Source organism: Suipraeoptans intestinalis (genome assembly GCF_034091795.1).
GTDB lineage: Bacteria > Bacillota > Clostridia > Lachnospirales > Lachnospiraceae > Suipraeoptans > Suipraeoptans intestinalis.
Genome location: NZ_JAXFXH010000026.1, coordinates 1 through 23,090, shown reverse-complemented (window position 1 = coordinate 23,090; position 23,090 = coordinate 1). Strand labels below are relative to the sequence as shown.

Genomic DNA, 23,090 nt, shown 5'->3' with positions numbered 1-23,090 from the left:
TCTTATTAGAAAAGAAAGAGCCTGCCGGTCAGACCCTTATGATGATATCGGCGGAGCGGTCCGACCTGCCTCCGCCGAAAGTGTAACCTTTCACTTTATAAAAACTTACAGAATTCATCTCTGATGGCTGTCATCTCGCTGACAATGTCATCAATGTCAAGTACCATCTCCATCATACTGATCTGTTCATCATAAACAGCCTCGTCAAACTCTTCTTTCATCTCCGGTTCACATACATGATATACTAAAAGTCCAAGCTGGACTCCCGTCAATGGACCTGCGAACGTCGGGTCACCTGCTGTTACAGTTTCAGCAGCAAGTCCTGCTGCTTCACCTTCTGCTGCACCAAGAACTACGATCAAGTTCTCTGCACCATACTCGTCAGCAAATTCTTTTACCCTTTTCTGGTTCTCTAAATCCATTGCACCTGCGCTCGTTCAAACGAAGCACTCCGTTGAGGAAAACACAATCTCGGCTCCGGCCGTCTGCACACATTCTGCGATCGCCGGTCCCGGAATTCCGTCACGGTCTCCGATAATTATTGCTTTTTTTCCTTCTAAAATAGCCATAATTATGCTTTCTCCTTTCTGAAAATACCTACTTCAAGTTGCTTTATGATCAAGAAATACCCCCGATTAAATGTATTTCTGAATCATTGCTTCAATGCTTTCCGGTGTCGCGTCGTCCTTTACGACTTCATCGATCTTTTCTCCGCCTTTGTAGATCGCCATAACCGGAAGTCCCAGGATCTTCTGGGAAATTGCAAGACGGCGTGCCTTTGTAGTGTTCAAAGACGTAAACTTCATCTTGTCTCCATAAGTTTCTGCAAACTCATGCACCTTCGGCATCAGTGCCTGACAGGGAACACATCCGTCTCCGTAAAAGTCTACAAATACGTATCCATCTGCCTTCAATACTTCTCCTTCAAAATTTGTCTTATCCAGATCTAACATCTTGCTACCTCCATTTTTCATCGTTCTCTGATTGATTCTGACAGCTTCGGCTGTCTGCTTTCTTCCGGGAGGCAGCCGGAGGGATCTTCTCTTCCTTCGGCCGCCCCCTTCATTTTTTAGAAATAGTTGGACAGGCTTCTTTCCACCTGGGTTGCTGCGATCGCTCCGTCAGCTGCCGCCGTTACTACCTGGCGAAGGCTCTTGATACGAACGTCTCCTGCCACATATACACCGGGAACATTGGTGTGCATATCCTCATCTCCCTTGATGTATCCTCTTTCATCCATATCGATGATCCCCTCAAACAATTTGGAATTGGGGATGGTTCCGATGAACCCAAACAAGCCGAACATTCCGTCTTCCGGATCTGCTTCTACCTTTCTGGTTTCTCCGGTCTTTACATTTTTTACGATCATTCCCTGCAGGATATCTTCGCCGTAGATCTCCTCTACTACGGAATCCCAGAAGAATTCGATCTTTGGATTGGCAAATGCTTTTTCCTGGATGGATTTTGCCGCACGAAGTTCATCACGTCTGTGGATAATGGTCACTTTCCTTGCAAACTTGGACAGATACATCGCCTCTTCTACGGCGGAATCTCCGCCGCCTACCACATACACTTCAAAATCTTCAAAGAAGTTGGCGTCACAGGTGGCACAGTAGGATACGCCTTTTCCGATGAAATCAGCCTCTCCCTTGCATCCGATGGGGCGTGCATACGCTCCGGTGGCGATGATCACATTTTTTCCCTGATACTCTCCTTTTTCGCTTTTCAGGACTTTTACGTCTCCTTCCAGCTGTACTTCCTTGATGGTATCAGATACTCTCTCCACACCAAATCTTTCTGCCTGCTTGGTCATCCTTGCGATCAGGGAAGGTCCTGACTCTCCCTCCACGATCTGCCCCGGATAGTTTTCGATCTCGTCCGTGATGGCGATCTGTCCGCCGTCCTGTCCCTTCTCAATGATGAGAGTAGACAAACGGCTTCTGCCTGCATACAGTCCGGCTGCCAGACCGGCAGGTCCTGCTCCCAGGATTACCACATCATACACTTTGCTCATCTGTTTTCTGCCTCCTTCTTTTCCTCTCTTGGAATTAATCAAAAATAGTCTGTCCGTCTACTTCTGTCGTCAAAGCCTCTAATGCTTTTTCTACAATATGACGACGAAGCACTTTTTCTTCCGCCTTATCCAGTGCCGGATTTCCCAGCGGGTGAGGAATCGCGATAGCCGGAACGATCCTGTTTGCTCCAACTGTCATGGAAATCGGTGTAACGGTACAGATGTGTACCACCGGAATTCCTGCTCTCTCCACTTCTTTCACCATCGTTGCACCGCAACGAGTACAGGTTCCTCATGTAGAAGTGAGAATCACAGCGTCTACTCCGTCTGCTTTCAGTTTCTGGGAAAATTCTGCTGCAAACGCTTTGGAAGATGCAACAGCCGTTCCGTTTCCTGTCGTGGTATAGAACAGGTGATGCAGCTCTCCGATCACGCCTTCTCTTTCCATATCTCGAAGCACGTCCACCGGGATAACACGGTCTGAATCCTCATTTGCATAAATCGGATCATATCCGCCGTGAGCCGTCTCATAGGTTTCCTCTGTCAGATCATTTACTCCGGTAATATCATACTCGCCGTAGCGGGAAGCACTGGAGCTTTCAATGTGATCCGGATTTCCTTTTGGAACGATACCTCCGGAAGTCACGATAGCGATCTTAGCGTGTGCCAGATCCTTCACGGCCGGATTGGGCTCTACTCTGTCAAAGTCAGGCATGGGGAATTCTGTTACAAACGGTTTGTCAGCCAGCTTGTTCAGCAGCATTTTTACCGCTCTCTTAGATCCTCTTTCTTTCTCAAAGAAGTTGACACGCACGCCGTTTGGCATGTATCCTTCCTCTGCCGAAGCTCCGATCTGCTCTTTTTTCGCCAGCTTCAGAGCCAACGGCGCCATCTTCTTCACCGCGTCTCTCATACCTGCCGCATTGTTCTTGGTTGAAACCATATATACCTGGTTCTTGAACATGTCCGCACCCGGATTTTCCACATACATACCTGTCAGGGACGGGATACCCAGTTCTTCCTGAACAGCCGCTGCGATAGTTCCGCATGCAACACCGTAACGTCCTGCGTTAAATGCCGGTCCTGCGATGAATACGTCCGGAGCCTGCTCTTTTACCATCGCCAGGATGTCTACCTTTGCTTTTTCCAGATTTTCATTGAAGTAAGAGTCTCCACAGATGATGGTCGCAACGATCTCTGCCTCTTCTCCAAAGGATGCCGCAAATGCCACACCCGGTCCTACTACTTCTCCCACACGAATCTCTGCAGGATAATCCGCTTTTTCTTCTCCACCAATCTGAGCAAAGAACTGATTGATGTAATGAACCACTCTTAATTTTGCCATCGTACTGTCCTCCTTATCTTGCACTCAGCTTGTTGAATCCGGTTTCGTTCGTAGCACCAGTCAACACCTGAAGCTCTACCTCTAAAGATCCATCTTCACGAAGTGTCTCATCGCTGGCTCCTGCGATCTTCGTTACATAATCCATCGTTCCGATCACCTTATCCAGCTTCGGCAGGATGATCACCTGATTTGCATTACCGCCTGTTACCACCGCGTCTGCCGCTGCATCTGCATCTGCCAGAGACTGGGATTTTCCGTCGCGTCCTGCGTATTCATCTGTGATGATGACTGTCTTAACCCCTTCTGCCTCGATCTTCTTGCAGTTCATGATCAGGTCGGTATCCGGATTTCCAAATCCTTCCTGTGATACGATCACTCCGTCCAGATCCAGCATCTTGCAAAGCTTCGCCGTCCAGTCGGAAGAGCGCTGCTTGTCTGCCAGATACACATTTTCATTGGTGATGATCTGACACACAAAATTGATGGTCTTTCCGTGCTGTTCAAACAGGTCGTGTACTACCGGGTTGTTCAGGTGTACATAGGTAGGATTTTTGTCGCATGCAGAAACACAGTTTCCTGATACGATGGCTCCGTCCATGATCTCTGTCGGGCTCATGATGGTCGGCACGATCTTCTTTGCGTCCACTCCGTATACATAGGTGTCGTGAAGCAGTCCCTGGCTCTGAAGCATCTGCACATAAGCCACTCTAGGAAGATCCGGATACTGGGTCATTCCTTCCTTGATGGTGCAGGTCTCATATACCTTTGTCTCATCCGGAGTCAGGTTTCTTGCCAGCTCTCCCAGATAAACAGCTACACGGAACCCTGCAAATCTTACTGCCTTTTCATAATCATGAGGCTTAATGTCGTCCACCGGCTCACATACCATTACCAGGTTCAATGTCTGGGAGAACGGAGTATAGTCGGCGCCCGGTCCCGTCATATCAATGATCCCTTCCTGAAATCCTACAATGGGGCCTGCTGTCACTACAGCCATTCCTTTTAGTGCATAGGTCTTTCCCTCTCCTACCGTGTCCACTTTTGCGATCACGCCCGGGAAGATCCCTCCGCGTCCTTCCACTTTTACACGCGGCTCGATTACGTCCTTTACCGGTGTGATTCTCACAGACTCTCCCGGTTTTGCAATGTCAAAGGATACTTTTTTGATCTTGTCATCCTCCATTGCCACTTTGCGCACTTCCTCTTCGGATACATAAAGGATTCCGTCTTCAATCTTGGATTCTGAAGCGAATTGAACATCCTTGATGTAAATGTGTCCCATTTCTAATCTCACTGTAAATTCCTCCTTCATATGAAATGTGTATTGTCATAGCGAAACGCTCTGCAACCGATTGGTTCCTGTTACATAAGATCGGCGGATTCCATCCCGCTTTCGATCAGGTTGAGGTCTACCCACTGAAAATCTCTGTGGACTGCTTCATCATAAGTCTCCGTCCGAAATGCGAACTTCTTACAGGCCTCTATCGCCGACTCGATCATCCGCAGGGATTCCCGTGAAAGACTGCCCGGCCTTGCTGAGATCATCACAGACTTATAAGGCGTCTCATTGGGCTTGACGCTTCCGGAAAGGGGGTGGGACAGCAAATGATGTCCCTCGTGTACCTTATCCCGGACCTGTTGCAAAAGTCCTTCATAGGAAGTTTCTGCATAGATCATCTTCCTCTGTCCGTCGTACTTCTGATACACCATAGGATTGTTGGTAACTATGATATAATCTTCTTTTGCCATTTTTTCGTTTCCTTATTGAAATTTTCTATAAATCAAGCCTCTTCTCCCGGGAATCCATTGTCGGAAGTCTCTCTGTCATAAGGCGCTTCTCCCGCGGTGCCCTCCTGTCAGGGAATTTTGATTGCACAGGAGACAATGTTCCCACAGAATAAGAAAAAGGACGAACATACACCTTGTGTATCTCGCCCTTCCTGTCTTTTGTCCTGCCTTCACTATCTTCAGTCGCACAGTACAATATCCAGAATGCAGTCCATTTCTCTGTCCTTTTGCCTGAAAGTTTCACTTTGTAAATACGATCCGTTTACAAGCTTGCCTCTTCGGCGACTTTAAAAGTTCTCTCCAGAAAAATCTCAACCCGCTCCATTTTTATATGTATTATAGGTTTTATTTATAAATAACTATTGCATACGTCAATAATAATCCATTGTTATTTATTTTTCAAGCCCCAAAAACCAATCGCTTTAATTTGTCTTTTTTGCACAGTTTCCTGTCAGTTTTTTTGTGAAACTTTCTGGATTGACTTCATTTTTCAGCTATACCGTTATGTCAGACATCATGCCCAGTTCTCCCTGGTTTGCAGCCAGTACCGGTCTTACATGATCCGCCAGATATGCCTCTACCTGGCGGCCGGAGCGCCCTACATATCTGGAGGGATCCATCACCCTCTCCAGGTCTGCTTCTGACAGATCAAAGGAAGAATCCTTTGCGATCAGCTCCAGCAGATTGTTCTCCTGCCCGTTTTCCTTTACGTTACGGCCTGCCTCCATAGACATTTCCCGGATCTTCTCATGAAGCTCCTGTCTGTCTCCTCCTGCCTTCACTGCGTCCATCAGGATGTTTTCCGTAGCCATGAAAGGCAGCTCCGAGCGGAGACGTTTCTCTATCACCTTGGGATAGACCACCAGTCCGTCCGCTACGTTCATGCACAGATCCAGAATCCCGTCTGTGGCAAGAAAGCCTTCCGCCACACTCAACCGCTTATTGGCAGAATCGTCCAGCGTCCGTTCAAACCACTGTGTAGCGGAGGTAATCGCCGGATTCAGTGCATCTACCATCACATACCGGGAGAGAGACGCGATCCGCTCGCTCCGCATGGGATTTCTCTTGTAAGCCATGGCGGATGAACCGATCTGATTTTTTTCAAAAGGCTCCTCCACCTCTTTCAGATGCTGCAGCAGACGGATATCATTGGACATCTTGGTGGCGCTGGCAGCAATCCCCGCCAGGACATTCAGTACCCTGGTATCGACCTTTCTGGAATAGGTCTGTCCGGAAACCGGATAACAGTCCGGCATTCCCATTTTTTCCGCGATTTTTTTGTCTATCTGGGAGATTTTTTCCTCCTCGCCCTCAAACAGTTCCTGGAAGCTTGCCTGTGTTCCCGTTGTTCCCTTGGATCCCAAAAGCTTCAGGCTGCCGCGCACATAGTCCAGATCCTCCAGATCCATCATAAATTCCTGGATCCACAGTGCAGCTCTTTTTCCCACGGTAGTAGGCTGTGCCGGCTGAAAGTGGGTAAATGCCAGGGTAGGAAGATCCTTGTACCGATCCGCAAATCCTGCCAGCCTGTCGATCACATTCAGAAGCTTTTTCCGGATCAGTTCCAATGCTTCTGCCATGATCAGAATATCCGTATTGTCCCCCACATAGCAGGAGGTGGCCCCCAGATGGATGATCCCTCTGGCTTTCGGGCACTGTTCCCCGTAGGCATATACATGAGACATCACATCGTGGCGCACCAGCTTTTCTCTTTCCCGGGCCACGTCGTAGTTGATGTTTTCTACATTTGCCTTCAGTTCGTCAATCTGCTCTTGTGTAATGGGAAGTCCCAGTTCCATTTCTGTCTCCGCCAGGGCCACCCATAATTTTCTCCAGGTGGTAAATTTCTTATGAGGCGAAAATATATATTGCATCTCCTTGCTGGAGTACCTCTCGGAAAGAGGGCTTTTGTATCTGTCCTGACTCATTCTTCTGCTCCTTACTGAATTCCGATCCTTCTGAATACTTCCTGATAAGCGTCCTCCACATTCCCCATATCCCTGCGGAATCTGTCTTTATCCAGCTTTTCTCTGGTCTTGCTGTCCCACAGGCGGCAGGTATCCGGAGAGATCTCATCTGCCAGGATCACTTCTCCGTGGTAGCGCCCAAACTCAATCTTAAAGTCGATCAGTTCGATCCCTGCTTCTTTGAAAAACGCTTTCAGGACCTCGTTGACCTTAAAGGTATATTCTGTGATCTTTTCAATTTCTTCCCTGGTGGAAGCTCCGATGGCGATCGCCATATAATCGTTGATCAGAGGATCGCCCAGATCATCGTCCTTGTAGCTGAATTCCAGCGTCGGGGCAAGAAGGGCCGTTCCCTCTTCGATCCCGAGTCTTTTGGAAAAGCTTCCTGCCGCCACATTACGCACGATCACCTCCAGAGGTACGATCTCCACTTTCTTTACTGCCGTCTCCCGGTCGCTCAGCTCCTGCACATAGTGTGTCGGCACGCCCTCTTCCTCTAATTTCTGAAAAATATAATTGGTCATACGGTTGTTGATTACACCCTTCCCCACAATTGTTCCTTTTTTCTCTCCGTTAAAAGCAGTAGCGTCATCCTTATAGTCTACGATCACCACATCCGGATCGTCCGTCCGAAACACTTTCTTTGCTTTTCCCTCGTACAATTGCTCTAATTTTTGCATAATAACACCCATCCTTTTCTGAATTCATTGCCCTTTGTGTGCCTTCTCAGTATAATACAAGGCAGGGGGAAAAGCAATATTTCCCCCTGCCTGTGTCTTGTATTTGATTATTATTTCTATTGTGATTATTTATTAGTATACCTAATTTATTTTCATCACTTATTAGTTTTGTCCCATGTATTTGAATCGGCAGCCGCTTTTGCGGCACGCCTTTCTGCTCCTGCTTCTCCGCGAAAAGTTTCCTGTCCTCTACCGGTTCTTGGAAAACTTCCCCAAAAACTCCTGGATCCTGGCATTAGAAGACTCAAAAACCTCCTCCGGGCTTCCTTCCAGGGCAATATAGCCTTCTTCCATGAAAATAATGTGATCCGAAACATGTTTTGCAAAATCCATCTCATGCGTCACGATCACCATGGTCATCTTCTCCTGCGCCAGCTGCCGGATCACCTTCAGGATCTCGCCTGTCAGCTCCGGATCCAAAGCAGAAGTCGGCTCGTCAAAAAACAGGATGTCCGGCTTCATGGCCAAAGCCCGCGCGATAGATACCCTCTGCTGCTGTCCCCCTGACAGCTGGCAGGGATAGGCGTTCGCCTTGTCTTTCAGCCCCATTTTTTCCAGAAGCTCCTCCGCCTCCTGTTTTACCTCCGCCCGGTTTCTCTTCTGTACCCGTATAGGTGCATCCATGATATTCTTCAGCACTGAAAAATGTGGGAAAAGATTAAAATTCTGGAAGACCAGGCCCACGCTTCCTCCGTATGTCACTTCTCCGGCGTCGTAAGTCTCCAGCTTTGTCGCGCAGCGAAGCAGCGTGGATTTCCCGGAACCGGAGGGTCCTATGATCCCCAGTACCTCTCCTTCTTTCACCGTCAGGGAGATATCTTTTAACACTTCCACACCGTCAAAACTTTTTCTGATATGACGCATTTCCAATAAGTTCATCTGATTTCCCCCTAACTGTAATAGTTCATTTTCTTTTCGATGGTTTCCATCAGGAATGCTACTACAAAATTAAACACATAATAGAAGATCCCTGCAAACAGATACGGAAGCATGGTGGTCTGGGACGCTGCCAGCGCCTTGGCAATGGTGAACATCTCCATGATGCCGATGGTAAAGGCCAAAGAGGTGTCCTTGACCAGCGTGATCGTTTCGTTTGTGATGGAAGGAAGGATCCTTTTCATTACCTGGGGAAGAATGATCCGAAGAAACGTCTGGCTTCTGTTATAGCCCAGGATCTTTGCCGCCTCATACTGTCCTTTTGGCATCGATTCGATCCCGCCCCGGTAGATTTCCGCAAAATATGCTGCATAGTTCAACACAAATCCCACTGCCACCGCCATGTTTTTCCAGGTGTAGCTGTTTTGGATCCCCAGCAGATAGTAGGGTCCAAAATAAATGACCATCAGCTGGAGCATCAGGGGCGTTCCCCGCATAATGGAAATATAAATTTTGAACACGCCCCGGACTACCGGATTTCTGGACATCCTTCCAAAGGACACCAAAAGTCCCAGCGGCAAAGAAAACACCAGTGTAACGGCAAAGATCGCCAGCGACACCAGCATGCCCTCCATCAATTTATGGATCATGACTGAAACGGACATAACTTACTCCTTCCTACGAAACGAAAGGCGAGCCATCTTTCGGACAGCTCACCTGTTTCGCTTCCCCTAAGCTTATTGATTGATCGTTGTAATATCTTTCTGGAACCACTTTTCGGAGATCTGTGCCAGTGTCCCCTCATCGGCCAGTTCTTCCAGCGCCTTCTGGATCTGGTCACGCAGGGCCTCATTTCCTTTTGCAAATCCCACTCCGTACTCCTCGGACGCGATCTCGTAATCCAGAATTTCAAACTCCGCTTCTCTTTTTTCAATCTGGTACGCTGCCACCACGATATCCATGGCAACTGCATCCACCGCACCGGATTCCAGATCCATAAAGCCGGTATTATAATCCGCGACCACCTGCAGATTTCCAAAGGTGTCTGTCAGTTCTTTGTTGTCTTCCAACGCTACCTGGGCAGAAGAGTCCGTCTGCACGTCTACCACCTTCCCTGCCAGATCCTTCTCCGTCTTGATCCCGGAATCCTTCCTGACCACAAACACCTGCTTGTTATTCAGATACGGCTTGCTCCAGGTATAATCGTCTTCTCTTCCATTGATGGTAAATCCGTTCCATACGCAGTCGATCCCGCCGGATTTCAGCTCTGCATCCTTTGCGTCCCAGGCAATGGGCTTGGGTACAAATTTCAGGCCCAGTTTTTCACACACAGCCTTTGCCACCTCCAGGTCAAATCCTGTATATTCCCCATCATCCCCCACAAAGCCCATGGGCGGGAAATCCTGATCGAACCCTACTGTAAAGGTATCCCCTTTTTCCTTGGCTGCAAATTCTGCCTTGCTTTCCTTCTTTGTTTCTTTCTTATTGCTGCCGCAGCCTGCCAATACCACTGCTGCCGCCATCGTCAGTGCCAATACAACTGCCAGTTTCCTCTTCATAACCATTCCTCCAAATCTGTTCTGTCGGTATGCTTTTGTTTCGTCATTATGCTACCTTGCTAACAATTGACTACTTTACCTTGCTAAATTACTTTGTCATACTAACACGCTTCGGAATGATTGTCAACCTTTTTGTAGTCTTTTTTCCAGAGTGTCAACTGCTCCTGTGTGCAGACCGGTTCACTTTCCACTGAAATCTGCTTTAATTCCTCTTTCAGGACAGAGTCCAGGCTTAAAAATGCCGGATTGCCCGAAAGCATCTTGACATACTCCGCCTCGGACCGCCCTCTTTTACAGCAATACAGGTATGCTTTTAAAAATTCCGGTTCTTCACACAGCCTGCAGGCCTCTTCATACATACGAATGGCTTCTTTGTACAAAAACAGCCTGCCGTAAGCCGCCCCCAGGCAGGCGTACACTTTTCCGTAAAAGCTCTTATCCAGAGAGTCATCCCATTCGCCGTCCACAATGGTCTGATACACCAGGATCGAAGCCTCGTATTCTCCGCCTTCCCAAAGGCTGTCCGCCTTGTGCTTGGCTCTTTCCACTTCCTTCTGGGACTGCAGGTGCTCCAGGATCCCCTGGATCCGGTTCAGATCAGCCGGAAGATAAATGCAGGACTCTTTCAGGATCATCATCACAAACTGTTCCAGCGAACAGTTTTCATCCAGCGCTTCCCGCAGCTTGTTTGCCAGCTCCAAAAGTCCCAGTTCTGTTTCAAACCATCTGCAAAGCCTTCGATTCATCAGGGTATAATCAATGAGATACAGGTTGTTGCAGATGTAATAGCAAAGCTCCTCTATGGTATAGACCCGTACATGGACCCTGGCAATCTCATATGGTTGCTTTGCTTTTTGCCTATGACATAGAATTAAACTGCCCATTGGTCCCTCCTAAATTCAACAGCTTCTCTGCATAAAAATCCGTGGCGGGGAAGAATTCTCCAAACCCCGCATCCCGGAAGATGATCTTGCAGGTCCTCTCATCCAAAAACATCACTTCGATCCGAAGCCTCAAAGAGTAGTCCCTTCTGGAAGGCAGTCCCGACAGGGATACCCGCTCCATCTGCACCTCGCTGCCTGCCAGCGTCTCCACACGGATCTCAATGTCCGAAGCATCCTCCAAAAGAACTTCCCATTCGCCGTCTGCTTCGTACCAGTGGGTTCCCCATGCTACGATGGGATACCATCTTTCCTGTCCTCTCACCCGCATCCGGAGACAGATCTGCTCCGCCATCTTGGATTCATCCAGATAGATCGGCCCCTCCTCATATCCTCTCAGTTTCTTCATGGAGTGATAGCAGGCGCCCTTGCTGTACAGGTTATTCCCGATAAATGCCCGCCTTCCGTTGCAAAGAATCTTCAAAGAATTGGGATACCAGCTGTTTTCAAATCCTTCCCCCGTAAGATACACGGAAGAAACCACCTTTTTCTCAAAAATATTTTCGATAAACCCTTTAAACTTTTCGTCTGCATCCTTTGCCCGGTCCACATTTAAAACCGGATAGATAGCCGACAACTCCTGGATCCTGGCGTTTGCCACCTCATCCACCGTCACGAATCTGTCGTTTCCTCTTCCGCTGATGGCGTTCAGCTTTCTCAGCATGTAGGCGCGGATCTCTCTTGCATCGCAGTAAAACAGAGCCGATTCGTACTGCCACAGCTCCTTTGGCTGATAAAACATATAGTTGCAATAGCTTTCCTTATAGTCTTCTATAAAGATCCGATCCTTCTCCACGCCAATATGCTGCCCGATGCCTTTTAGCATTTTGGACATGTCGATATCCGTATAGGGAACAGAAAATGTGATGAAATCGATGGAGTCAAATTCCTGCAGGCTCAGTCGGATGAATCTGGCCAACAGCCACACTCCGTCAAAACTCTTTCCGCCGATCATAACCTTTTCCCGCTTGACCGCCTTCTCAAAAATTCCCGATACAATATGACCTTCATTGATAACGCTGTACTTTTTCGCTTCCCTGCCATAGACCCAGTGCTCCCGCACATATCCGATCATCATGGGGATCTGGTAGTTTTCTCCGGAGGATTCCAGTGTCTGTGGTTCTTCCTTTGATTCGTCATAATAGCTGATCTGGCAATACTTATCGTTTAAGTCATAGCCAAGAATACCGCCCTTTCTCACCGGCATATCCTCCTTTTTAGTATTTGTGGAACAGCTTCTTTGCCATCTCTTCCTCTTCCGCATATGTCTGCATGGCTCTCAGCAGATTTCCGCCTTCCATTTCTGTCATCTGGTTCAGTCTTCCGTATTTTCCGGAAACGGTACGGTTGGCCTCTCCCGTCAGAACATGCTTATCCGTGGTGAGGATCTGATCTCCGTCCGTTTCCTGTATGTAGTAATGCACCGCTTCGTCCTGGAACAGCACAAACCGTTTTACATAGATGTTTTCGTAGGCAGAGATCATGGCTTCTGACCGATAGCCCAGCTCTTCCTTCCCGGCCTCCTTGCTCTTGTGATACAGCACCACGCTGCTGCCCGGTCTGCCCCGGTAGGACAGCAGCACCTTGTCGTACAGCAGCACCTCCCGCAGCCACTCTTCCCGATACTGAAAGTAGAAGGGGAATACGATCTGCTTTTCACACATCTCCCGCAGCGCCTGGTGCAGCACCGCCTCCATGTCGGAGGAACAGGTTTTTCCGGCGTAAAACTTCAGAAGGGCAATTTTGCATACATCCGGCAGATCTTCCTTTTTCTCACACTCATTTCCAATGATCTGGAACACGCTTTCTTCCAGTTCTCTTTCATACAAAATGTATTCTCTGGCAACATAGGCCAGGTACGCCTGCTTTAATCGGAAATATACCATATCCGTCAGATAATAATCCTCAAAGATCTTTTCTTCCCCGAACAGGTTTTCCGAAAAGACCATCTGGGTAATGATCCGTTCTCCCACCTTATGCGCAGGCACTTCGTACTCCTTCAGAGCCTTCCACAGACGCTTCATGTCCGAAGTCGCTCCGCAGTAGTAACTTGCCAGGTAGGTGAGGGTGACTTTATCGTACTGTCCCCGCTTAAACAGTTCAAAACAAAGATGGCTCAGGAAGTCATCTTCTTCGTAGTTGTCTTCCCGGATCCGTTTGCTGCAGAGGATAAATACATCCTTTTCATCGAAGGCATCCAGTCCTTTCTGATGAATGTTCTCAAACGTAGGCTCTTCTTTTTTCTGCTCCTGTTTCCACGCCCCTGTGCCGCCCTCATAGTTGCGGCACATTTCCAGAAACCTCGGTTCATAAAAGAGGCGTTTCGTCTCATAGGCCACCGAGTCTGTGTAATAGCGGCCTTCCACCGACTCCCACACCACTCTGGACTCCTTGTCGTACAAGCGGACAATGGTTCCCTCTTCCGTATAGGGGATCCGCTGTCGGATGCTTCCGTCCTTTTCGATCACCAGCACGCACTTCATATTGGGTACCCTGGTGGTGATCTCGTAGGAATAGCAGATATCCCGCATCGCCTCCATCCTCTCCGGCGTCATCTCTTCCTCCCTGCAAAAGCGCTTGTACAAAACCCGAAGGGATTCTGTGATATGACGCTTCTCCAGCTGCTCCCAAGTAAAGGCCACCATCTGCTCCCGGTAAGCCAGGTACAAATCTCCCGCCTGTTCCTCGTAGGTCACCAGGTTGGTATATAAAAGAGCCGCCTTTCTGTAGTCCAGAGAATTCCCGTGCATAAAGTAAAGGAGGATCTCCTTGGGAAGAGGCCCTCTTACCACATCTTCCCGGATCGTCATCATGTAATATTCATACAGCCTTGCGATCTTCAGCTTCGCCTCCACCGCTTTCTGATACCAACCAAAATACCTCTGCTCTTTTTTATCTCCCTTCATCAGGAAGGTGCTGATGGTGTTTAAGATCATCGGCTCACTGTACATTTTGTAGATACGCTCCAGGATCCGGAACATCTCGTCACTGTACTGCTTCTGCTGGCTGGCAAAATTGGCCACATACAGCGCCAGCTCCCTTGTCATCAGCCGGTATTTGGACGCAAAATTCAGCACCTGGATCTCAAAGCGTCCCAGCTTTTTCAGCAGGATCGGCTTCTCCTGGTAGCACAGGTAGGATTCCAGAAGAAACAGCGCTTCGTTGATCCCATACTGAAACTGCTGTTCCAGCACTTCGATCCGTTTGTACGGGTTTTTGTAGCGGGGATCCAGCTTCATGATCATAAACAGCAAAAACCAGGAATCCTGGTGCTTCATGTAGGTCTTCCCGATCTCGTCCAGCACCCGCTCCACATGATTGCCCTTTCCCCTGACCATCGCCGTCAAAAACAGATAGTAGCAATTGGTGACCGGATCCTTTCCGATGGCAAAACGGTTGTAGTTATAATTCTCAAGGATCCACTTTGCTTCCTCCACCTTGTTGCCGAACAGGTACACATGCGCCTGCATCAGCTGGTACATTTCATTCAGAGGGTCTATCTTTCGCAGCGCCGTCATCTTTTCCGTGGCGCTGTCCACCCATCGTCCCAGTTCATTTCTTCCTGCAACATATCCGATATATTCTTTCAGGATCTGCGCCTTCAAAAGCTCCGCGATCCCATGATCGTCATGATATTCCTGATTCTGAAGCACTTCCACCTGGTAGGTCAGCTCCTCGTAGGGCGTGACAAACTTCAGCATGCCAAAGTTCCGGCCTCCGTGCAGCTTTTCCGGACGCACCACATATTCTACCTCGTACACATTTCCTACAAAATCATCGGTACTTAACTGCGTGCGGGAAACCCGTAGAAACTCCCCTTCCGTCTCGATCCTGACCGGCATGAATCCCCAGGTATTCTTCATCAGAGTCAGTGTCCCCTTGGTAGGCTCCTGGATGTCTTCAAACAGCATCCCGTCTCCCTGCATGGTCAGGAAGATACACTCCTTCTGCTTGATCCCCACCAGAAACTCCTCCATCGCCTGTTCTCCCAGGGACCATTTTCTCATATTGTCATACAGGTGAAAAATCCGTTCGTTTTCGTATTTTAAGATCTCATAAAATTCTCTGGAGCGGAAAAGCCGCACCGCTTCCGAAAAATCCTTAATGGCAAGTTTCCGAAAATCATCCGTACTCTGGACTTTTCCGTAGGAGGTCATCACATAAGGCTTTTCGATGATCGCCGTAAAGGCCAGGTCCAGCTCTCCTCCATTGCAGACCACCGTAAACTTTCCTTCCTCCACATGTCCGGGGCGCAGTCCTCTTCCGTCGTAGGTAAACTCGACCCTGGCCGGATTGCCTTCAAATCCCTGGTCCTTGAAACTGACGCGAAAAGAAGAGGGATAGACCAGCCCTCTTACCGTTCCCTTTCCATTGGTCCGGATCGTAAAACTCCCCCGATAGACTTCTCCCTCTCCGATGATCAAAACCAGATTGGTCTCATCCAGCACCACCTGTGTCCTGGATTCCTGAAAATCCCCTTTTGAAAATTTTTGAATCTTATTCTTCAACTTTCACACCTGCTTCTTCCATTGCTTTTTTCTACACGCATAATTATAATAAATTATATCATCACTCTAAGGAAAATAGCAATGGAATAGACACAAAATCTTGAACACAATGACAGGAGGACCCTATATATGACAAAAACAGCCACCTTTCACGGAAGTGATCTGGAAGAAATATCCGCTTTTTACCGGATCTCTCCCGAGTCCATCCTTCCCTTTGCCGACAACGTAAATCCTCTGGGGTTTTCCCCTGCCGTCCGTCAGGAGCTGGCAGCTCATCTGGATGTTGTCACCAGATACCCGGACCGGAATTATACGGTTCTGAAAGAGGCCATCGGGCAGTATCTGGATGTTTCCCCCTCTTCCGTCGCCATCGGCAACGGATCTACAGAGCTGATCTCTTTGTTTATCCGACTGTACGCCCGGAAAAAGGCATTGCTCCTTTCTCCGTCCTATTCGGAATACGAACGGGAGCTTTCCCTGAACGGCTGCGGCAAGGTTTCTTATTTCCTTCGCAGAGAGGATGATTTTCGCCTGAATCTTCCTCATTTTCTTCAGGCGCTGGATGAAACCATCTCCCTTCTGATCCTTTGTAACCCCAACAATCCCACCTCCTCCGCCATCTGCCTGGACGAGATGGAAGAGATCATACGCTTCTGCAAAGCCAGAAACATCTATGTGATGATCGATGAAACCTATGTGGAGTTTGCCCCTGCGGACAACATTTCCTCTGTTTCTCTGACAAAGCGCTATGACAACCTGATGGTCATCCGGGGTGTTTCCAAGTTTTTCGCCGCACCCGGCCTGCGTCTGGGCTACGGCGTCACCGGCAGTCGGCACTTCCTGGCCCATCTGCAGAAGCTGCAGAATCCCTGGAGCCTGAACAGCATCGCAGCCTTTGCCGGAGAACGGCTGTTTCAGGATACCGACTACATCCAACAGACGAAGGAACTGATCCGGCAGGAACGCCTTCGCTGCCAGAAAGCGCTGTCTGCCATTCCCGCTCTGAAACTATATCCTTCCTTTGCCAACTTCCAGCTGGTGCAGATCCTGCGCGGCCCGACTTCCCCACAGGTCTTTGAGGCCGCCATCCGGGAAGGATTTCTGATCCGGGACTGCTCTTCTTTTGCAGGGCTAAAGGGAGAATATGTCCGCTTCTGCTACCGCCTGCCACAGGAAGATCAGCGGCTGCTGGAATTTTTTCAAAGACTGTTTGCCTAATATGCCTGATCACCGAACTGCACAGGCATTCCGGTCCCCCTGCAGTCGCCGGGGTCTTGGGCAAGCCTGCGCTCTGGCTCGTTTCTGTCGAAATCAGGGGCACCGACTATGCAGGTGGTTTCTTTTTGTCTGTGACACCAAAAGAGGATCCCGTCAGCTGTCTCTTTGGCTGTTTGTGGATCCTCTTTGTATCTGTATCCTGTCTTTGTATTCTGTCTTTGCTTCTACGCTACTTTTTCAGGATCACTGCCACAAAGGCAATGTCCTCTGTTCCCGTATTTCTCAGACCGTGGCTGTCTCCATCCTTACAGAAGAAAACATCTCCCGCTTCTGCCGTCAGCTCCGTTCCGTTGTCGGTGTAAATACCCTGTCCGGACAAAATATAGTAGGTTTCCGTCTCTCCCACATGCTCATGACATCCAAGCTCGCCTCCCGGCGGGATGACAACCTTGCTGAACATCCGGCAGTGCGCTCCCATCTCCTCCTGATTCAGGAGAGCTTCCTTTAGGATGTATCCGGCTCCTCCGTTGACATGCTCTGCCCGCACTACTTCTCTTTCTCCTGCTTTCGTCATCACGCTTCCCCCTATTCCATCTCTTCCAAAAAGGCCTTATATCCCCGACAGGTCTCGTAAATATCTGCCTTGCTGCTGATCTCATAGGGTGCATGCATGGCCAGAACAGCCACTCCGCTGTCAATCACGTTCATTCCGTAATTCGCCATGATATAGGCAATGGTACCGCCGCCGCCCAGATCGACTCTTCCCAGCTCTGCCGTCTGGAAAGCGATCTGCCTGTCCGCAAACACTTTGCGGATCTTTGCAATGTATTCTGCATTGGCATCACTGCTTCCTGCCTTGCCTCGAACACCTGTGTATTTGTTCAGCACCATTCCTTTCCCAAAGAACGCCGTATTCTTCTTTTCAAAAGCACTGGCATACAAAGGATCAAAGGCGGCGCTTACGTCTGAAGACAGCATGAAAGAATTCCGCAGAGTTCTTCTCGCCGCAACCGTATTGCCGTTTCCTGTCAACAGAGCCACTTCCTCCACCATATCCTCGAAAAATCTGGACTGCATCCCGCTTGCTCCCATACTTCCGATTTCTTCCTTGTCTACCAGAAGACAGCAGCCCGTCCGCTTCAGAGCGTCTGCTTCCAGCATGGCAAACAGGGAGGTGAAGGCACATACCCTGTCATCCTGCCCATATCCCATGACCATGCTCCGATCCAGTCCGCAGTCTCTTGCCTTTCCTGCCGGAACCAGTTCCAGCTCTGCAGACAGAAAGTCCTCTTCTTCTATGTCATAGGTGTCCTTCAGGAATTTGAGGATCGCTTCTTTTACCTCTTCTCCCTCTTTCTTTTCCTCTCCCGTCAAAGGTCTGCTTCCTACCAGCACATCCAGGTTTTCTCCCTCGATCACGACACTTGCCTTCTTCTCCATCTGCTCCTGTGACAGATGGATCAGCAGGTCTGTAATGACCAGAACCGGATCTTCCTCCCTTTCTCCGATCACCACTTCCTGAACCGTCCCGTCCTTCTTTGCCACTACTCCGTGAAGTGCCAGCGGCATGGCTACCCAGTGGTATTTTTTGATACCTCCATAATAGTGTGTGTCCAGAAAAGCCAGCTCCGAATCTTCGTACAGCGGATTCTGCTTCAGGTCGATCCTGGGAGAATCAATGTGGGCTCCCAGGATGTTCATCCCCTCTTCCAACGGTCTTTCTCCGATATGGAAGAAGGCTACCGCCTTACCCATCCAGGATGCATACACCTTATCTCCGGCTTTCAGAGTCTTTCCCTGCGCAATACATTCGTTCAGGTCTACATATCCTCTCTCTTTCGCCATGTCTATGGAGATTTTTACACATTCCCTTTCTGTCTTCCCCAGATCCAGACAGGTCTTGTAGCGCACTGCCATAGCTTCCACTTGGTCCAGCTGCTCTTTGGTATACTCTTTCCAGACATTTTTACGTTCCATTTTGTTGTCCTCCGTCAAATTGATATAGTTTTGCTGTCTCCAATATAGCACAATTTTTTTCCCGGTTCAATATAAGTCAGCTCCCGGTTTCCCTCTGTTTCCTTCTTTTTCTACAGGCTTTTGCCCTTCTTTCGGCAACGGAGCCTTTCGGATTTTTCAGGGAAATTCCCCATGGATTCTTATACAAAAAGAAGGACGCCTGATGCCTCCTTCTTTTTGTATGCGTACAGCTTTCCTCTTAAAATTTTCCGCTGGAACCGCCATGGGTTCTGCCGGAAGAGCTTGTGTGCGCTCCGCTTCCCGACCCGCTTTTTTCTATTCTTCTGGTGGTAACAAATTTTCGGATCAGCTGATCCTGTCTGACCGTCAGATGGAAGCTCTTTGGAACGATGTACCTGGCTGCCAGCTTCTCTCCTGTGACAGATTTTAATGCAGAGGCTCTGATTCTTCCAAATACCCATGCCAGTCCCATTCCCAGGATTATACTCACCGGGATCCAGTAGAGAGGAACCGGCTTTCCGGAGCTCTTTCCCTCTCCGTAAGGATTCCCTTCCCTTGCCTGTTCCACAAGCTCCGCAGACAGGTTTGCATATGTCTGAAATGCCTGGAAATACTCTTCTTCCCCAAGAAGAGGCTTTACCTGATCCATGATATACGTCTGCCCGTCCAAGGAGAACGCCTGCATAGCAAATCCGGAGGTGCTGATGGCCCAGTCCCGGCGCTCCATACTGACCAGTAAGAGAATCCCGTCTCTTTCCGTTCCTGTGCCATATCCCTTTTCATCAAACAGATCGTCCGCCGCCTCCTGCGCCGTCTTGTTTCCCAGGGAATCCACCGTAGCCGCCACAATATCACATTGATTCTTTTGACTGTACCGGTCCAGAAGCTGCGACAGCCTGCTCTCCTCCCGGTCCGTCAAAAGGTCTGCCTGATCCAGGATTCTTTCTGACGGATGTCCCGACGCTTCCCCGCCGGTCGCCCATCCGGCCAGCACTGCTAGAAACAAAATCCCCACCGCAAGAAGCTTTCTTCTTTTTTTCATGCGTTTTCCCTCCTACAGCATGGACAACAGCCATACGATGGCATAGATCACCACGCTCAGTATCAGTCCACAGGGAAGGACAAACATCCAAAACGCCTTCTTATCCATGGGAAGGTCTCCTACAAACTTCCCCGTCTGTCCATTCATGGCAAAGGTATATTGTTTGCCCTTCCAGGTGGTATTCAGCATCCAGACCGGATACAGGGTGTACCAGTATCTTCCCTTGGAGACATCCAGCCTGCTGTCGGTACAGCTGACCGCCAGATACCCTTCCACCGTAGCCGCAAATTCTCTTTCTACGCTGGCTTTTACCCTTTCCTTCGCCCGCTTTTCACACTCTTTTCTTTCCACGTCGTAACGGTCTGCCACGTAGCCTGCCAGGTACGCCAGTTCAAACGGCACCGCCTCGGAAAACTCGTAAGGCTCAATGGATTCCATCAGGGTGTCTTCCATTTTTCTGGAAGCATCTGCCGGAATGTGCCTGAATTCTATTCTTCCGCTCCTTTGTATCTGGTACAGCTCATGTTCCGTATACTCAATATCTCCGATCCTCCACTTCCGGATCTTCTCTCCTTCGTAGGAAATATCGCCCTCCGCCTGTGTATCAAAAATCCAAAAGGGCACATAAAGCCCTCTGATCTCATCTATGTGATTTTCTTTGGAAAACACCTTGGGCAAAAAAGGCTTTCTCTCCAAATGCTTCCGGTAAGCCGCTTTTGCCTCCTGTTTGTTTTTCTTGAAGGGAATGACGTAATCCGGTTTTGCATCCTGTTCAAATTTCCCGCGAACGGTCACATGGTTGCCGCAAAACGGACAGGACATGGCGCCTGTGGTCGCTTCTGCCACGATCTCTCCTCCGCAGGACTGACAGATATAAACGCAGATCTGTTCCGCTTCTTCCGGGGACCATCCCTCTTTTTCGGATTCCCAGGATTTCTGCTCCTCCGGCTTTTGGGCGCTTTCCCCCGCTTTCACCTCCGCAGGCTCAGACAGCTCTGATACCCCTGACGTTTCTGCGCGCTTCGTCTCCTCCTGCTCCTGCAGTCTGAGAAATTTCTCTACTTCCAGTTCCGTCCCACAAAAGGGGCATTTCATCTTCTGGGTAGCGCTGTCAAACTCCATGGCGCCCCCGCACGCGGGACATTTATATTCCACTGTACCTGTCATGTTCAGATCTTATCCTCCTCGCGAAACGGATCTCCACATTCCGGACAAAATTTCGGCGGATTCTGTCCTGCCTGTGGCTGCCATCCACACTTATCACATCGGTAGCCTGCGCTTCCTTCCGGCTTTTTTGTGCCACAATTACAGCAAAACTTTCCTTCGTTGGCCGTTTTGCAGGATGGGCAGAACCACTGCTGCACCTGTCCTGTCTGCATCTGCTGTCCCGAAGCAAAAGTTCCTGCCCCCATCTGCTGTGCCTGCCTTTGTTCCCCCATTTCAAAGAGATTCTGCACATTGGTCCCTGTGGCATTTCCCGCCATGTTCATTCCCATAAATCCCATCATGGCTCCGTTGGGATTGGCTGCCGCCGCTTTCATTGCCTCTGCCTGCGCTCCGCCCAGCGTTGCTGCCAGCATGGTAGGGTCCCTCAGGATCGCACTGTCCTGTGCCTGCTGGATCTTCTGAAGGTCTTCCTCTTTCAGTGTGATGGGATTCATGGCTACCGACACTACCGTAATCCCTCTTTGCTCCGACCATTTTTTCGTCAGCACTTCATTCATAGCCTGTTCCAGTTCCGCAGAATGTGCCGGAATCTGGCTGGGCCGCAGTTCTAACAGAGACAGCTTGGCAAAAGCCGGCTGCAGTGCGCTGACAAACTCCGTCTTTAACTGCCCGTCTATCTCTTCTCTTTCATATATATTTTCTACATTTCCGCACACATTGGTATAAAACAGCAGCGGATTGGTGATCCGGTAGGAATAGATCCCATTGCAGCGCACCGATACATCCCGGTCCAGCCCTACATTTTTATCCACCACCCGGAACAAAAAGGGATTGGCTGTCCCAAATTTATTGTCCATAATCTCCTTGGTATTAAAATAGTAAACTCTCTGATCCTTTCCCGTATCTCCCCCAAAGGTAAACCGTTTTCCTATCGTCCGGAAAACCTCCTTGATGCTTTCTCCCAGACTTCCCGTAAAAATGCTGGGTTCTGTGGAAGTGTCATAGGTGTATTCTCCCGGCTCTGCACAGACCTCCACCACTTTTCCCTGCTCCACGATCATCATGCACTGGCCGTCTGCCACTGCGATCCCTGAACCATTAGAGATCACGTTGTCGTTCCCTTTTTTGTTGGAGGAACGGCCTCCGACTCTTTTTTCTCCTCGTACCGCCAGCACGTCCCCCTCCAGAGCGTCACAATAGAAAAACTCCTTCCACTGATCTGCCAAGGTTCCTCCTGCCGCACCGAATCCTGCTTTGATCAATCCCATATCCTATCTCCTTTCCTGCTTTTTGCAAGCGTTATCTCCTGCGGCTTGCGCCGCCATCTTCTCCGTAAAATCTGATTTCTTCCCTGTGTTTTCTACACTGTTCCTTCCCGGATGTTTCCTCCGGCTAAAAGACCAGCTGCACCAGCAACATATAAAACACCGTTCCTCCTCCAATGGACAAAAGCATCTGTTTTTTCCAGCAATGCAGGGTTACGACCGCCAAAATCCCAAGAGCCTCCGGAATCCCATACGGTCTTTGAAGTATGTGTACCTGTTTTACAGAATACACTACCAGAAGGCCAAATACCGCCATAGGAAGCACTTTACCCAGATAGACGATATACTTTGGCGTTTCCTTCCCTCTGGGAAATAGCAGAAAGGGAAAAAACCGCGTCAGAACCGTTCCCAGTACGATCAGGCCGATCAGGATCATCTGCTGTCCCACCGTCATACAACTTCCTCCCTTCCTTTTTCCCTCTGCCGTGTATAGATCCGCATCCCGCTTAACACCACCAGGATCCCCACCATCGACGGAATGATAAAATGGTCTCTTCCAAATACCAAAAGACACAGAAGGGAGATTCCCAGCCCCAGCACGCCGCTTTCATGGCTTTTTTCTTTTCTCCACTGCTCCAGAAAAATAACAACGAACATCGCCGTCATCACAAATTCGATCCCCT

General features: G+C 49.2%; 21 protein-coding genes, 1 pseudogene and 1 riboswitch. Of the genes and pseudogenes, 1 reads left to right on the top strand and 21 read right to left on the bottom strand.

Annotation, left to right across the window (positions count from 1 at the left end):
• Positions 1-95: 95 nt before the first annotated feature.
• The 14 genes from grdA to SOW26_RS08985 form a co-directional block, all read right to left on the bottom strand.
• Positions 96-569, bottom strand: a complete 474-nt coding sequence (gene grdA, locus SOW26_RS09050; RefSeq protein WP_154478600.1) for a glycine/sarcosine/betaine reductase complex selenoprotein A — start codon at positions 567-569, stop codon at positions 96-98.
• A 66-nt stretch (positions 570-635) separates the two neighbouring features.
• Positions 636-953, bottom strand: coding sequence for a thioredoxin TrxA (trxA, locus tag SOW26_RS09045; RefSeq protein WP_276959491.1), 318 nt, complete (start codon positions 951-953; stop codon positions 636-638).
• A 116-nt stretch (positions 954-1,069) separates the two neighbouring features.
• On the bottom strand, positions 1,070-2,014 hold the full coding sequence (trxB, locus tag SOW26_RS09040) for a thioredoxin-disulfide reductase (RefSeq protein ID WP_154478596.1): 945 nt from the start codon (positions 2,012-2,014) through the stop codon (positions 1,070-1,072).
• Between the two features lie 34 nt (positions 2,015-2,048).
• Positions 2,049-3,359, bottom strand: coding sequence for a glycine reductase complex selenoprotein B (grdB, locus tag SOW26_RS09035; RefSeq protein ID WP_320652272.1), 1,311 nt, complete (start codon positions 3,357-3,359; stop codon positions 2,049-2,051).
• A 13-nt stretch (positions 3,360-3,372) separates the two neighbouring features.
• A complete protein-coding gene (locus SOW26_RS09030; RefSeq protein WP_276959493.1) occupies positions 3,373-4,653 on the bottom strand; it encodes a glycine/sarcosine/betaine reductase component B subunit in 1,281 nt (426 codons plus the stop codon).
• A 68-nt stretch (positions 4,654-4,721) separates the two neighbouring features.
• On the bottom strand, positions 4,722-5,108 hold the full coding sequence (locus SOW26_RS09025) for a GrdX family protein (RefSeq protein ID WP_276959495.1): 387 nt from the start codon (positions 5,106-5,108) through the stop codon (positions 4,722-4,724).
• 248 nt (positions 5,109-5,356) lie between these two features.
• Positions 5,357-5,461: riboswitch (glycine riboswitch) on the bottom strand.
• Between the two features lie 180 nt (positions 5,462-5,641).
• Complete coding sequence (gene purB, locus SOW26_RS09020) at positions 5,642-7,075, bottom strand: adenylosuccinate lyase (RefSeq protein ID WP_320652271.1); 1,434 nt, start codon at positions 7,073-7,075, stop codon at positions 5,642-5,644.
• A gap of 11 nt (positions 7,076-7,086) precedes the next feature.
• The gene (gene purC, locus SOW26_RS09015) at positions 7,087-7,794 is read right to left on the bottom strand and encodes a phosphoribosylaminoimidazolesuccinocarboxamide synthase (protein WP_276958728.1); all 708 of its coding nucleotides are present in this window, start codon (positions 7,792-7,794) and stop codon (positions 7,087-7,089) included.
• Positions 7,795-8,043: 249 nt separating this feature from the next.
• Positions 8,044-8,733, bottom strand: coding sequence for an amino acid ABC transporter ATP-binding protein (locus SOW26_RS09010; RefSeq protein ID WP_276958729.1), 690 nt, complete (start codon positions 8,731-8,733; stop codon positions 8,044-8,046).
• A gap of 11 nt (positions 8,734-8,744) precedes the next feature.
• A complete protein-coding gene (locus SOW26_RS09005) occupies positions 8,745-9,395 on the bottom strand; it encodes an amino acid ABC transporter permease (protein WP_320652270.1) in 651 nt (216 codons plus the stop codon).
• A gap of 72 nt (positions 9,396-9,467) precedes the next feature.
• A complete protein-coding gene (locus SOW26_RS09000) occupies positions 9,468-10,289 on the bottom strand; it encodes an amino acid ABC transporter substrate-binding protein (RefSeq protein WP_154478582.1) in 822 nt (273 codons plus the stop codon).
• 101 nt (positions 10,290-10,390) lie between these two features.
• A complete protein-coding gene (locus tag SOW26_RS08995) occupies positions 10,391-11,173 on the bottom strand; it encodes a hypothetical protein (protein ID WP_276958651.1) in 783 nt (260 codons plus the stop codon).
• Complete coding sequence (locus SOW26_RS08990; protein ID WP_276958650.1) at positions 11,148-12,437, bottom strand: DUF5716 family protein; 1,290 nt, start codon at positions 12,435-12,437, stop codon at positions 11,148-11,150. The genes SOW26_RS08995 and SOW26_RS08990 overlap by 26 nt, the downstream gene beginning before the upstream one ends.
• 10 nt (positions 12,438-12,447) lie before the next feature.
• Complete coding sequence (locus SOW26_RS08985) at positions 12,448-15,738, bottom strand: DUF5717 family protein (RefSeq protein WP_320652269.1); 3,291 nt, start codon at positions 15,736-15,738, stop codon at positions 12,448-12,450.
• A 129-nt stretch (positions 15,739-15,867) separates the two neighbouring features.
• Here SOW26_RS08985 and SOW26_RS08980 point away from each other — a divergent pair, with 129 nt between their 5' ends.
• The gene (locus SOW26_RS08980; protein WP_320652268.1) at positions 15,868-16,956 is read left to right on the top strand and encodes a pyridoxal phosphate-dependent aminotransferase; all 1,089 of its coding nucleotides are present in this window, start codon (positions 15,868-15,870) and stop codon (positions 16,954-16,956) included.
• Between the two features lie 229 nt (positions 16,957-17,185).
• On the opposite strand, the gene SOW26_RS08975 is transcribed toward SOW26_RS08980, so the two are convergent.
• The 7 genes and pseudogenes from SOW26_RS08975 to SOW26_RS08945 form a co-directional block, all read right to left on the bottom strand.
• Entirely contained in the window at positions 17,186-17,530 is a 345-nt protein-coding gene (locus SOW26_RS08975) for a cupin domain-containing protein (protein ID WP_276958647.1), read from the bottom strand.
• 11 nt (positions 17,531-17,541) lie between these two features.
• Complete coding sequence (locus SOW26_RS08970) at positions 17,542-18,933, bottom strand: aminopeptidase (protein ID WP_154478572.1); 1,392 nt, start codon at positions 18,931-18,933, stop codon at positions 17,542-17,544.
• Between the two features lie 238 nt (positions 18,934-19,171).
• Positions 19,172-19,975 carry a TPM domain-containing protein gene (locus SOW26_RS08965; RefSeq protein WP_320652267.1) on the bottom strand — a complete coding sequence of 268 codons (804 nt, stop codon included), beginning with the start codon at positions 19,973-19,975 and terminating at the stop codon, positions 19,172-19,174.
• A gap of 12 nt (positions 19,976-19,987) precedes the next feature.
• Complete coding sequence (locus SOW26_RS08960; protein WP_276958645.1) at positions 19,988-21,142, bottom strand: TFIIB-type zinc ribbon-containing protein; 1,155 nt, start codon at positions 21,140-21,142, stop codon at positions 19,988-19,990.
• Positions 21,143-21,144: 2 nt separating this feature from the next.
• Positions 21,145-22,410, bottom strand: coding sequence for an SPFH domain-containing protein (locus SOW26_RS08955; protein WP_154478566.1), 1,266 nt, complete (start codon positions 22,408-22,410; stop codon positions 21,145-21,147).
• A gap of 124 nt (positions 22,411-22,534) precedes the next feature.
• Positions 22,535-22,861, bottom strand: coding sequence for a branched-chain amino acid transporter permease (locus tag SOW26_RS08950; protein WP_320652266.1), 327 nt, complete (start codon positions 22,859-22,861; stop codon positions 22,535-22,537).
• Positions 22,858-23,090 (bottom strand): annotated as a pseudogene (locus SOW26_RS08945) (branched-chain amino acid transporter AzlC); the annotation flags it as partial. The gene SOW26_RS08950 and the pseudogene SOW26_RS08945, both read right to left, overlap by 4 nt.

What these genes read in the sequence shown, in the direction of transcription:
- SOW26_RS08955 (WP_154478566.1), bottom strand. Translation starts at nt 22,410, where the DNA reads ATGGGATTGATCAAAGCAGGATTCGGTGCGGCAGGAGGAACCTTGGCA.
- SOW26_RS08950 (WP_320652266.1), bottom strand. Translation starts at nt 22,861, where the DNA reads ATGACGGTGGGACAGCAGATGATCCTGATCGGCCTGATCGTACTGGGA.
- purC (WP_276958728.1), bottom strand. Translation starts at nt 7,794, where the DNA reads ATGCAAAAATTAGAGCAATTGTACGAGGGAAAAGCAAAGAAAGTGTTT.
- SOW26_RS09000 (WP_154478582.1), bottom strand. Translation starts at nt 10,289, where the DNA reads ATGAAGAGGAAACTGGCAGTTGTATTGGCACTGACGATGGCGGCAGCA.
- SOW26_RS08990 (WP_276958650.1), bottom strand. Translation starts at nt 12,437, where the DNA reads ATGCCGGTGAGAAAGGGCGGTATTCTTGGCTATGACTTAAACGATAAG.
- SOW26_RS08970 (WP_154478572.1), bottom strand. Translation starts at nt 18,933, where the DNA reads ATGGAACGTAAAAATGTCTGGAAAGAGTATACCAAAGAGCAGCTGGAC.
- SOW26_RS08960 (WP_276958645.1), bottom strand. Translation starts at nt 21,142, where the DNA reads ATGACAGGTACAGTGGAATATAAATGTCCCGCGTGCGGGGGCGCCATG.
- trxA (WP_276959491.1), bottom strand. Translation starts at nt 953, where the DNA reads ATGTTAGATCTGGATAAGACAAATTTTGAAGGAGAAGTATTGAAGGCA.
- SOW26_RS08980 (WP_320652268.1), top strand. Translation starts at nt 15,868, where the DNA reads ATGACAAAAACAGCCACCTTTCACGGAAGTGATCTGGAAGAAATATCC.
- SOW26_RS09025 (WP_276959495.1), bottom strand. Translation starts at nt 5,108, where the DNA reads ATGGCAAAAGAAGATTATATCATAGTTACCAACAATCCTATGGTGTAT.
- purB (WP_320652271.1), bottom strand. Translation starts at nt 7,075, where the DNA reads ATGAGTCAGGACAGATACAAAAGCCCTCTTTCCGAGAGGTACTCCAGC.
- SOW26_RS09010 (WP_276958729.1), bottom strand. Translation starts at nt 8,733, where the DNA reads ATGAACTTATTGGAAATGCGTCATATCAGAAAAAGTTTTGACGGTGTG.
- SOW26_RS08965 (WP_320652267.1), bottom strand. Translation starts at nt 19,975, where the DNA reads ATGAAAAAAAGAAGAAAGCTTCTTGCGGTGGGGATTTTGTTTCTAGCA.
- SOW26_RS08995 (WP_276958651.1), bottom strand. Translation starts at nt 11,173, where the DNA reads ATGGGCAGTTTAATTCTATGTCATAGGCAAAAAGCAAAGCAACCATAT.
- trxB (WP_154478596.1), bottom strand. Translation starts at nt 2,014, where the DNA reads ATGAGCAAAGTGTATGATGTGGTAATCCTGGGAGCAGGACCTGCCGGT.
- SOW26_RS09005 (WP_320652270.1), bottom strand. Translation starts at nt 9,395, where the DNA reads ATGTCCGTTTCAGTCATGATCCATAAATTGATGGAGGGCATGCTGGTG.
- SOW26_RS08975 (WP_276958647.1), bottom strand. Translation starts at nt 17,530, where the DNA reads ATGACGAAAGCAGGAGAAAGAGAAGTAGTGCGGGCAGAGCATGTCAAC.